Origin of the sequence: Pseudoalteromonas sp. L23, assembly GCF_021728455.1 — a bacterium.
In the GTDB taxonomy this organism is placed as follows: domain Bacteria; phylum Pseudomonadota; class Gammaproteobacteria; order Enterobacterales; family Alteromonadaceae; genus Pseudoalteromonas.
The window spans coordinates 598473-610353 of sequence record NZ_JAKKCW010000001.1 but is presented as its reverse complement, the minus strand read 5'-3'; the positions used below and the strand labels follow the sequence as shown (position 1 = coordinate 610353).

The window sequence follows — 11881 nt, the reverse complement described above, 5'->3', positions numbered from 1 at the left end:
AGAGTGTGTATGGTTCATCATCATGATTTAATTAAACAGCTTCACTCTGTAAACTATATCTTGGTTGCGGATGATGATTTCGACGACCAAGAATTAATCCGTGATGCATTTGAAGACAACGGCGTGATGGAGGCTAAGTTACAATTCGTAAGTGATGGCGTTGAGTTGATTGAGAAACTCAATAGCACTGAGCTATTACCTAGCCTTATTATTCTTGATTTAAATATGCCACGAAAAAGCGGTAAAGATGTATTGGCTGAGATGCGCGGGGCTGCAAACCTTAAGCATATTCCGGTTATTATGTTCAGTACATCGGATTCTGAGCTAGATATAAAACAGTGTTACTTGCTTGGGGCAAATTCTTATATGACCAAACCGTCTCAATATCATGAGCTGGTTGATTCAATGAAGTCCTTGCTGTCCTTTTGGCTTGGCACTGCAAAGCTCGTGATCGATTAGAAGTGAAGGGCCAGAATAACTAGCTGGCCCTTAAGCTGTTATAGCACTAAATAGCTTCGTTGGTATGCTTTTGCTTTAACAAGCGACTTGTCACTGTACCTGCGGTCATTGAGCCCGATACATTGAGTGCCGTTCTTGCCATATCAATTAGTGGCTCAATAGAAATAAGCAGCGCTGCAATTGTCACTGGTAGTCCCATCGCAGGCAGTACCACCAACGCCGCGAAAGTGGCACCACCTCCAACACCCGCAATACCAAACGAACTAATTGCAACCATAGCCACTAATGAGACAATAAAGTCGAGTGCGAACGGGTCTATTCCTACAGTCGGCGCAACCATTACAGCAAGCATTGCAGGATAAATGCCAGCGCAGCCATTTTGTCCGATTGTCGCACCAAACGATGCAGAAAGGTTTGCAATCGCAGGGGGAACATTAAGCTTGTGGATCTGCGCTTCAACATTCAATGGGATGGTTGCCGCGGAGCTTCTAGAGGTGAAAGCAAAAGTTAAAACAGGCCAAATTTTTTGGAAGAAATGCTTTGGGTTTTCACCAACCAAAGTAACTAGTAAGCCATGCACCACAAACATCAGTAAAATGGCAACGTAAGAGGCAATAATAAAACCGAGTAAGCTAATAATGTCAGCCATGCTTGATGTGGCGATCACTTTGGCCATCAAACCAGCTACACCATAAGGTGTAAGGGCGATGATCATACGTACTAATCTCAACACAACTGCCTGTGCGCCTTCAACTGCATTTTTTATTGGACTACTTAAATCTGACTCTTCCATGATGGCTCTACGAGCAGCAATACCAGTTAACACACCAAAAATCACCACTGCGATAATCGAGGTCGAGCGCTCGCCAGTCAAGTCAGCAAACGGATTGGTTGGTACAAAGCTAAGCAGCATTTGTGGAATGGTTAAATCGGCAACGGTTGTTGCACGTTCTTCAAGTACCGCTATTCTGGCCGTTTCGCGTGCACCTTCAGCTAAGCCTTGTGCGCTTAAACCAAATGCTTGAGTGATAAAAATACCAATGAGCGCTGCAATGGCCGTGGTAAAAACTAAAATTGCGATGGTGACAAACGAAATCTTTCCAAGAGAGCCTTGATTATCTAATTTTACGACCGCGGCAATCATAGAAACTAAGACCAATGGCATAATCACCATTTTGAGAAGATTGACATAGCCGCTACCAACAATCGCAACCCAATCTAGTACGGTCTGTTTGGTGGTTAAGTCACCTGAGAAAACAAATTGTAAGGCGAGTCCAAATAGGCTACCCGCAACTAAGCCTAATAATACCGTTCGTGACAGGGTTTCGGAGCGCTGTTGAAAGCGATAAAGACCGAAAAGTATGGCAATAAAAACCGCAAACGCGGCGATAACAGCAAAAGACATCAGAATACCTTTCGAAATATATGAAAATAACGCGCTACTATAGAGGTTTTGTTGATTTGGCTAAAATATTCTTTGACTATGGAATAGAACAAAAGGTTATCAATAAAAATGAAAGTTTTTAATGGTTTTTCCTTTCATATAAAGATGTTTTGTAGTGAGTTGGTACTAACTCATAGTAATTAAAAACACTGAGATATGCACTTAGCTTACAATAATCTTTCGTAGCAGCGAGTTTATCTCGCGACTCTTTTCTAGCGTTATCTCGCGACTCTTTTCTAGCGTTATCTCGCGACTCTTTTCTAGCGTTATCTCGCGACTCTTTTCTAGCGTTATCTCGCGACTCTTTTCTAGCGTTATCTCGCGACTCCTTTCTAGAGTTTATTTCGCGATTTCTTTTGCTTTGCGACGTTAACCGTGTGGCCGCTTTTATAGTATGGAGTTGGGTTATACGGTTTATTGAGTAGGTGTAAAAGCGAGTTAGCTCTGAGGCAATGACAAGCGTAGAGTGGGAAAGGTTGTTCCCCGGCTTCGCGGATGCCGATGTCAGCCCTTGAACCCTGAGGTTCAAGGCGGAGAGCAACAGCCTACCGTAGGCTTCTCGGTACATGCCGAGCATGCTCAATAGTAAACAAACTGCTATCCTAAACGAAATTTATCGGCTCAGGGACTTAATCAGCTGTCCTACGAGCTAGGGAACAATTACAGTATATAAAACATCTGCCGATCACGAAACCATAGTAATGCAATTTATGTGTTAACCGCGTGCTTTTTACTCGCTTTGTTTAGTGACTAAGCAAACGTTAATCTGAGCGTTTGCTGGCAACGCTAAATTTGCTTAATTTTTCGAAGGCCACAGCTTCTGGACCGTTTCTAACTAACAGAGTAAACAGGTTACTTAGAAAGGAACCGGTGCGGTAAAGGCCATCATCTCAGCAGTTGTTGGATGCGAAATTTGCAGCATCTCTGCATGCAACTGTAGACGTGAAGCCGCCGCTAACGCCTCTCCCGTAGCGTATAGCCTATCACCTAGGATAACGTGCCCAAGCGAAAGCATATGTACTCTGAGTTGATGAGAACGTCCTGTGATGGGGATTAGCTTAACGCGTGTTGCCTGTGCTTCATATTCCATGACTTCAAAATGCGTTAACGAAGGTTTACCGGTCTCATGACAAACCATTTGCTTTGGGCGGTTAGGCCAATCACACACCAGCGGTAAATCAACAGAACCCGTTTGCTGTTGTAATTTACCATGAACTCGGGCGATGTAGTGTTTGCGGGTTAAGCGGTCTTGAAATTGAATGCTCAGATGGCGATGCGCTGCTTTATTCATAGCAAGGCACAGCACGCCGGATGTTGCCATATCAAGGCGATGCACAATTCTTGCCGTAGGGTAGACAAAATTCACTCTGGCGATAGCGCAGTCCCAATGCTTTGGATCTTTACCAGGTACGGTGAGTAACCCGCTTGGTTTGTTGATCACCAGCATATCTTCATCTTGGTACAAAATATCAAGATAGGGAGAAAGGGGGGGAGCGTAATTTAGTAACACCAGCTGCCTCAGCATGAACAGAACGAAGCCGGGTATTATATATGAGTTGCTAAGTGAGCGGTAGCGAGAAAGAGAGCCGCAGCTCTCTTTCGGTGTGGGAGGTTTACTGGTTTGCAACCACAATTAAACGAATCGCATCCAACTTAAGCTGCGCTTTTTCAATGTGTGTGCTCAGCTCAGCCCTTTGTTTATCAAATACTTGAACTTCTTCATCACGGATGTTCGGATTGATAGCCTTAAGTGCTTGTAAACGACCTTGCTCATCACCTAATTGCTTTTGCATTTTATCCATCGCGTTGGCTTGAATACTTTCAAGTTGAGTTTGTGCAATATCGCCAGCTTGAGTAATAAGCGGGTGAATAGCGCTTTGTAGCGCATTAACTAGCTTGCTGCCGGTTTGTCTGCCAACGGCAGAAAGCTGTTGATTGAATGCATCAAACGCCACGTTTTGGGCTAAGTCATTGCCACCTTTATCCATTAGAACACGAATTGGTGTTGGCGGTAAAAAGCGACCTACTTGAAGAGACTTAGGCGCAGAAGCTTCTGCAACGAAGATCATTTCAACAAAGAAAGTACCGACAGGTAGCTTGTTGTTTTTAAGCAGTGCCACTGACGCACAACCAAAGTCATCGTTACAGATCATATCCATTACGCCGCTGACCATGGGGTGATCCCAGCTGATGAAATGCGCGTCTTCTTGTGACAGTGAGGTGTTACGGTCAAAAGTCACTGTGATGCCATCGTCTTTCAAACAAGGGAAAGAAGGGTTAAGCATGTGCTCGGTAGGTTTGAGAATAATCGTATTCTCGCCTTTGTCTTCTTGGTTAACACCAAAAGTATCAAACACATTAATCATAAACGCAGGCAAAATTACGTCGTTATCAAGAGCTTCAAGTTCAGCAACGATATTATCTGTTTTACCTTGACCACTTGAGTGAAGCTCAAGTAGGCGGTCTCGACCTTGCTCCATCTTTGTGCGCAGCTGTGCGTTTTCTTTTGCGGCTTGCTCCAATAGAGGATCTAATTCGTCTTCGTCACAGTTGTGCTCAGCGATCAGCGCTAACAAATCATCAGAGAAAGACTTATACAGCATTTGCCCCGTGGTGCTGGTGGTTTCAAACGCATCTAAGCCCTCGTGATACCAACGTAGTAATACTTCTTGTGCGGTACTTTCAAAGTAAGGCACGTGAATATTGATGTCGTGCTTTTGACCAATGCGGTCAAGACGACCAATACGTTGCTCAAGTAAGTCAGGGTTAAGCGGTAGATCAAATAGCACCAAATGATGTGAGAACTGGAAGTTACGACCTTCAGAGCCAATTTCAGAGCAGAGCAAAACTTGCGCGCTATCATATTCATCAGCAAAAAACGCTGCCGCGCGGTCGCGCTCGATGATAGACATGCCTTCGTGGAACACCGCCGCTTTAATCGCTTCGCGCTCACGTAATACTTGTTCAAGGCTAATTGCGGTTTCCGCTTTGGCACAAATAAGCAGTACTTTTTCGTGCTTTAACTCTTTTAATTTAGCAATCAACCACTCGACGCGCGGGTCAAACTGCGCCCAGCTGCTTCCTTCACCTTCAAACTCTTGGAAGATTTTTTCAGGGAACAAAGCACGCATCGCGTTAAATTCAGGACTTTGAATACCACCAATGTTACCCATTACCGACATTGCTGTTTTGTATTGCTTCGGTAAAGGTACTGGGTATTGATGTAACAAACGACTTGGGTAGCCATCAATGCCACTGCGGCTATTTCTAAATAGAATACGGCCAGTACCATGACGGTCTAGTAGCATAGACAAGATTTCAGCTTTGGCGTCGCTATCGCCACTTTGTGCCTTTGCTAGTAGCTCAGAAATATCGGTTTCTTTTAGCAGTGTACAAAGTGTTTGTTCTTCTTTTGCATCTAACTTTTTGTCTTGCAGTAAGTTGTTTGCGGCTTCTGCGACTTCTTTATAATGACTTTCTTCTTCAACGAACACGTCGTAGTCGTAGAAGCGGTCTGGATCGAGTAGCTGTAAACGCGCAAAGTGACTGCGGTGACCCAATTGGTCAGGTGTTGCAGTCAACAAGATAAGTCCAGGAATGTCTTGAGAAAGCTCAGCAATACGTTGATATTCAGTGCTTGGCTTTTCCTTTGTGACCGTCAGATGGTGTGCTTCATCAACAATCAGTAGATCCCAATCAGCGAGTGTGGCTTGTTCAAACCAGCGGCGCTTTTTGGTAATAAACTCTAGGCTAACCAGTACTAGTTGTTCTGTTTCGAATACATTCGGTGCATCTGCATAAGCTTCGCTACAACGCTCTTCGTCAAAAATAGAAAAGTGTAGGTTAAAGCGGCGTAGCATCTCAACTAACCATTGGTGTTGTAAGTTTTCTGGAACCACAATCAACACGCGGTTGGCACGACCAGAGAGAATTTGCTGGTGTAAAATCATGCCCGCTTCAATGGTTTTACCTAGGCCCACTTCATCAGACAGAAGTACGCGAGGTGCAAAGCGCTTACCGACTTCATCGGCAATATAGAGCTGGTGTGGAATAAGGCTAGCGCGCTGACCTATCAATCCTTTAAGGTGAGATTGTTCTTTATCAAACTGGTGTTGCCAAGTTTGATAGCGCAGTGTGTAGCGATCAAAACGGTCGATTTGGCCTGCAAATAGACGATCTTGAGGTTTATTGAACTTGAGGAAGTGATCCAGAAAGGTCTCTTTGAATGAAGTCTCTTCTTCATTATCAACTCGAGTACCATGATAGCAAAATAGTCCATCTTGCTCTTCCACGCTGTCAACACGTAGTTCCCACTCTTCAACATGGCGGATCACATCGCCTGGGTTGAATACAACTCGAGTTACAGGCGCTTCCTGTACTGAGTAAACACGGTTTTCTCCGCTAGCGGGAAATAAAATAGTCACTTGACGCCCCTCAAGTGCCACTATTGTACCTAATCCCAAATCTGATTCCGTATCACTGATCCAGCGCTGACCTAAGGAAAAATTCATGGTTATCTCGTCTATGCAGAAAAAAGGCGGCTATGTTACCTATTCATGTCGGTTTGTTCAATACACAACAGTGACTCAAGCCTTTATTTATCAGGCACTGACGCCTTTTCTATTTAGTTGGCATGGCAATCGCTAACTAGTTGTTTTTTATGAATATGCAAGTTGGATTTTCTACTGTCATAAAAGCGACTTTTGCGACAAATAGACTAAACTTGAACTATACCCAAAACATAATTAACCGCAGTGTTGTGTATTGGGTATAGCATAATAATCTGTAAACAACAGGAATGCGCTATGGTAAAACAAGACAAAGACCATAAAGTGTACGTGCTCGACACCAACGTACTTCTCCATGAACCACTCGCTTACCTTTCCTTCCAAGAACACGATGTTGTGATTCCCATGACTGTCCTTGAAGAACTCGATCACATTAAAGATCGAAAGAGTGACGTGAGCCGAGACGCAAGAGTTGCCATTCGTGGGTTAGATGATGTGCTTCGCGATGCAACACCAGAGCAAATGCTAGAGGGGGTAGCGCTACCAACATTGAGGATAGAAAGTCACCGAACGCCTTGTTCAGGTAAATTGATTATTGTAAACGATCACTTGTTTCCTGATTCCATCTCCGGGTTACCCGGCAACGAAAATGATCACCGCATTATTAATTGTGCGGTACATTTGCAAACTCAGTACAGCGACAAAAAAGTGGTGCTGGTTACCAAAGACATCAATATGAGACTGAAAGCGAAAGGCGCTGGACTCAAGTATGTTGAAGATTATCGTACCGATCAGCTGATTGACGACATTGCGCTTTTAACCAGTGGCTTTAAAAAGGTTGAAGGCGATTTTTGGCAAAATGTTGGTGAGTGTCAAACGCAGCAGGAAGGGCGATACACGGTTCATGATGTGCCAAAATCACTCGTACCAGATGTGTTCTGTAATGAGTATCTGATAGATGATACTAATCACTTCGCAGCTCGGGTTGTGGGATACGATTCTGAGCACATTCGATTAAAAGACTTAGGCGTTGAACGTTTGATGCACCGTCAAGCATGGGGAGTGAAACCGAAGAATATCAACCAAGGTATGGCGCTGGATGCATTACTTGATACTGACATTGAGCTGGTGATATTAACAGGACCTGCGGGGTGCGGAAAAACCTTATTGGCGCTTGCCAGTGCGCTTGAAATGATCATCGAAAAAGGAATTTACGACAAGGTAATTGTGACGCGAAATACGCCTGAAATAGCTGAAAGTATTGGCTTTTTACCAGGCACGGAAGAAGAGAAAATGGCCCCTTGGCTTGCGGCAATCACAGATACCTTAGAAGTGCTTCACAAACACGATGAAAGCCCAGTGACTAGCCGAAACTATATTATGGAAAAGGCGAACATTCAGTTCAAATCGGTGAACTTTATGCGTGGCCGAAGTATTCAAAATGCAGTCGTTATTTTAGATGAGAGCCAAAACTTAACGGCATCACAGTTAAAAACCATCATCACTCGCTGCGGTGAGGGAACCAAATTAATTTGTACGGGAAACCTCGCCCAGATTGATAGTAATTATCTCACCCCAGTGACATCAGGATTAACTTATATTGTCGAGCGCTTTAAAGACTTTGAAGGTAGCGCTACCATTAACTTAAACGGTGTAGTACGAAGCCGCTTGGCAAGTTTTGCTGAAGAAAATTTATAACTTGCCTTGAGCCGACTGGCTCGTTACTCTTTTGCTAACACTGTGTGCAAACGGGAACGAGCCAGTAAATGGATGCGACAAAAGAATTTTTACCACTAAAAAGTTACCGAAAGGGAATTTTAGTGGCGGTAATAATACCCATCCTACTTGTCCTCGTCTTAGCTTACCATCTCTATCAAATTAAACTCGAACGCCAGTACAAAGTACGTTTTGGCCAGTATGAATATGTTTCTCAGCAGCTGAAACAAGAGTTTTATGCTGCACATGTCGTTCTTGATAGTATCGCCGTTAACCTAGCGCAGCCAATTTCTTTTCAAAAGCCGCCAGAGTGGTTAGAAGATATAGAGCAACACCCTGAACATTATTATCATGCGTTACCAAACAATGGTGGAGAGATTGTTGGTCGTGGGCAAGTCAGTGAAGCGCTTTTTGCCACTAAACGATGGCAAACCGTATTATCGCTTAATACCGCTTTTGATGCCGCACTCGCGTTGCAAGGTGGATTGTATGCGGTCGCATACATAGAAGATGATGGTTTTGCGTATGTTAAGCGTCGAGATGCGTCAAGCAGCCATTTCATCACCCGGTTAGTTCAAGGTAAGTTCGAACCCGACTTTAGCTTGGGCAATATAGTCGTTGGTCCACCCGTGAAGTTTTTCGATAGACAAATGTTTGCGCTCGGTAAGAAATTATCAACGGTGGATAACGCCCATGTATTGATGATCTACGATAGCGATATTATTGATAGGTGGTTGTTAAACATCGGCTCCTTAGACGGTACGATGGAATTTAAAAACCAAAGCGATGAGATTATCGCGGGGAAGCGTTATGACCACGACCACGATGGTGTTGTGAATTCATCAGCACCTTGGCAGTACGGACTGCACTTTATTGCAAAGCCCGCCAAAGAGCCTATTAGCTTAAACTATCATGAAAGCTATGAGCAATTTGCCGCTCCGCTACAGCAGGAGATCTTGCTCGAACTTGCATTATTACTGTTTTTTATTCTTTTTACCTTTGTGACCATTGTGTGGTTAAGCGGACAAATATTTGTCCGACCTTTAAAGCATTTTGTGAATTATTTATCTTTGCAAGAGCATACACCACAAGCCACTTTAAATTATCCCATCCCCTCAGAATGGCAACCTTGGTTTATACAAATCAAGCAGGTGGTGGAGCAAAAATCGCGCTTAATGCATACTCTTAAGCAACATAATCAAGAACTAGATGACGAAATTAAACGCAAACAACAGGCATTAAAGCAAAGCTTTGAGGCAAAAGAGCGTCAAGCGGCTTTACTTAATGCAGTGCTTGACTCAGTGCCCGATATTATCTATTTCAAAAATATCGACGGTTCATTCATAGGCTGTAATCGCGCGTTTGAAGAGTTTATGGGGGTTGATAAGTCGGATTTGGTTGCGAAAACACAACCTGAAGTGACATCTGGATTAACCATATTACTTGAACAAGAAGTGGCGATGGAGCGCTCGCAAGAACAAGTGGCAACGAACTTTGTCCTTGGAGCAAATACCTACTTTTTGACAATCACTCCATTAAAATCAGAAACTGGAAAGCTCATCGGTTGTTTGGGGGTTGCGAGAGATATTACCGCCGCACAAGAGGCATATAATGCCCTAAGAGACTCTGAAGAAAACTTTAGGGCTGCGACTGAGTTTGCACCTAATGGCGTCATTTTGGCTGCGATCAGCGGTAAAATTTTGGAGATGAACAAGGCTGCCAAACGTTACTTGTCACTTGATAAGAATACGGGAGAAAAGCAGCTGGAACGCTTGTTTGACGAACAAAACTGGCAAGAGCTAAAGCCTGTCTTAGCTGGGCTATTAAAAGAGCAAAAGAAAGTCGTTGAACACATGATTTCACAGTCGGGTAAGCACCGCTGGTTACAATTGAGTATTTCGTTAGTTTGGGATAAAAATAAGCGCCCTAAGTATTACGTTATCCATATTCAAAATATAACCGGTTTGTTGTTAGCGAAGCAAGATGCTGAGCGCGCAACGCTTGCCAAAAGTCGCTTTATCGCGAATATCAGCCATGAAATTAGAACGCCGATAAATGCCATATTAGGTCTGGCGGATATGATCAAAAGTGAGACGCTGACTCGAGTTCAAAATAAAAAACTGCAGCAGCTTTCTGGGGCTGCAAATGAGCTGCTTACCATGCTCAACAGTATTTTAGAGTTTGCCAAAGTTGAAAGCCACCAAGGTACAATTCAATACGAGACATTTCAAACCTGTCATGTATTTACCACGATAGAATCACTAATTAAGCCTTTATGTATACAAAAAGATTTGGAATTTGAGTTACAGGTCGACCCTCAAGTTTGGCCTTACCTGTACAGTGATGAAGATAAGGTAAAGCAAATCTTGGTAAACCTGCTTGGCAATGCGGTAAAGTATACCAATCAAGGGAAGGTTGGTTTGAAGGTGGCGTTAGTTAATGATAGAGCTGCAAAACAAACCATAAAGTTTGCTGTTTGGGATACTGGAGTTGGGATCAAATCGCAAGAGATTGAACACCTTTTTGATGCATTTACCCAAGGTGATGAAAGCTTCACACGTCGTCACGAAGGCATTGGTTTGGGGCTTGCGATTGTGAAGCAAGAAGTTGCACTCTTAGGTGGCGATATTGCGGTTAACTCAACCCCGAACGAAGGAAGCTGCTTTTTCTTTGAATTGGTGCTAGATAAAGGCGCTTGTCCAGTTGTGGATAGTCACAAAGAAGTTTACTGTCTCACCACCGAAGCACATAGCTTACCAAGCTATTTTGCTGGTCTTGCGGAATCTTTATCTGTTGAGCGATTGCACGCGATGCATGCTCAGCTCGACAAGTCTATTGTTGTTATTCCGCCGGAAACCTCGCTTGACCCCGCTTATGCGCTACCAGAAAATACCGCATTACTACTACATTGTGAAGGGGTATTCCCTGAGCAAAGTAACCATATTGCGCTTAATCAAAGTGTGTTTTACCAATCAGCTTATACTTGGCTTGCTGAGTTTGCCCATATGACGCAAACCGTCGACAACGTGTGTATGCAAGTTGCTGGTGCGCTTTGCTTGGTGGTCGACGATAACAACTTAAATTTGGATATTACTGAGAATATGTTGAAGCAGAATGGTATTTCTACCGTAGGGCTACAAAGCGCGGAACATATTGAGGAAGTTTGCCGCTCACTGCAACCAGATATCATCCTGATGGATATCCATATGCCAAACATTGATGGCTATCAAGCGACCAAGCAGATCAGAGCCGTATGGTCTGAAACTGAGCTGCCCGTTATCGCCTTGACCGCCAATGCAAGTAAAGAAGAGCGGGCGAAAGCCACAGCCGTTGGCATGAATGATTATTTGGTAAAGCCGATCAATAGCACACAGGCGTGCAAGGCATTGGCAAGTAATATTTTCCAGTCAGATAAAACAGAAGAAATCTTTTTCGATTATGAGTTTGCTTTATCACAAATGATGCAAAATGAAACGTTTTTGCAAACAATGTTAGATAAATTTGCTAAACTTTGCCATGATTACCTAGAACAGGTTGCTGAAATAGAGCAAGGTTCAGCATTATTCGAGTTAGCACACGGAATTAAGGGCGCAGCTGCTGGTCTGGGTTTTAAGCGACTGGCGAAAGTTGCAAAAGACCTTGAAACGCAAAGCAAAACGATCACAACAATAACAAATCGCACTGACTTGGATGTGTTAACAAATGCACTTTCACAGGTGGTGTGCTTTATCGAGCTAAAAAGGTAGCGTCATAA

At 43.6% G+C, this 11881-nt stretch carries 7 protein-coding genes and 1 other RNA gene; 4 read left to right on the top strand and 4 right to left on the bottom strand.

The features are described from left to right. Nucleotides 1–9 precede the first annotated feature (9 nt). Nucleotides 10–459, top strand: coding sequence for a response regulator (locus L3V43_RS02775; RefSeq protein ID WP_010372351.1), 450 nt, complete (start codon nucleotides 10–12; stop codon nucleotides 457–459). 46 nt (nucleotides 460–505) lie between these two features. Here L3V43_RS02775 and L3V43_RS02770 read toward each other — a convergent pair whose 3' ends face one another. The 4 genes from L3V43_RS02770 to rapA form a co-directional block, all read right to left on the bottom strand. Beyond that, on the bottom strand, nucleotides 506–1864 hold the full coding sequence (locus L3V43_RS02770) for an L-cystine transporter (protein ID WP_237115773.1): 1359 nt from the start codon (nucleotides 1862–1864) through the stop codon (nucleotides 506–508). A gap of 515 nt (nucleotides 1865–2379) precedes the next feature. Further along, nucleotides 2380–2562: non-coding RNA, 6S RNA (gene ssrS, locus L3V43_RS02765), on the bottom strand. A gap of 197 nt (nucleotides 2563–2759) precedes the next feature. Continuing rightward, nucleotides 2760–3413 carry a bifunctional tRNA pseudouridine(32) synthase/23S rRNA pseudouridine(746) synthase RluA gene (gene rluA / locus L3V43_RS02760; protein ID WP_199539662.1) on the bottom strand — a complete coding sequence of 218 codons (654 nt, stop codon included), beginning with the start codon at nucleotides 3411–3413 and terminating at the stop codon, nucleotides 2760–2762. A 103-nt stretch (nucleotides 3414–3516) separates the two neighbouring features. Further along, the gene (gene rapA / locus L3V43_RS02755; RefSeq protein ID WP_211866896.1) at nucleotides 3517–6414 is read right to left on the bottom strand and encodes an RNA polymerase-associated protein RapA; all 2898 of its coding nucleotides are present in this window, start codon (nucleotides 6412–6414) and stop codon (nucleotides 3517–3519) included. Here rapA and L3V43_RS02750 point away from each other — a divergent pair. The 3 genes from L3V43_RS02750 (at nucleotide 6413) to L3V43_RS02740 (ending at nucleotide 11873) form a co-directional block, all read left to right on the top strand. Beyond that, nucleotides 6413–6550, top strand: coding sequence for a hypothetical protein (locus L3V43_RS02750; protein WP_227386905.1), 138 nt, complete (start codon nucleotides 6413–6415; stop codon nucleotides 6548–6550). The genes rapA and L3V43_RS02750 overlap by 2 nt on opposite strands. Nucleotides 6551–6708: 158 nt before the next feature. Next, entirely contained in the window at nucleotides 6709–8109 is a 1401-nt protein-coding gene (locus L3V43_RS02745) for a PhoH family protein (RefSeq protein WP_010606061.1), read from the top strand. 122 nt (nucleotides 8110–8231) lie between these two features. Next, nucleotides 8232–11873 (top strand): response regulator, encoded by a 3642-nt coding sequence (locus L3V43_RS02740; RefSeq protein WP_237115774.1) that lies wholly within the window; start codon nucleotides 8232–8234, stop codon nucleotides 11871–11873. The last annotated feature ends 8 nt before the right edge of the window (nucleotides 11874–11881 follow it).

Bases quoted from the DNA above. Each gene is read 5' to 3' on its own strand.
- L3V43_RS02770 (WP_237115773.1), bottom strand. From the start codon at position 1,864: ATGTCTTTTGCTGTTATCGCCGCGTTTGCGGTTTTTATTGCCATACTT.
- L3V43_RS02745 (WP_010606061.1), top strand. From the start codon at position 6,709: ATGGTAAAACAAGACAAAGACCATAAAGTGTACGTGCTCGACACCAAC.
- rapA (WP_211866896.1), bottom strand. From the start codon at position 6,414: ATGAATTTTTCCTTAGGTCAGCGCTGGATCAGTGATACGGAATCAGAT.
- L3V43_RS02775 (WP_010372351.1), top strand. From the start codon at position 10: ATGGTTCATCATCATGATTTAATTAAACAGCTTCACTCTGTAAACTAT.
- L3V43_RS02750 (WP_227386905.1), top strand. From the start codon at position 6,413: ATGGTTATCTCGTCTATGCAGAAAAAAGGCGGCTATGTTACCTATTCA.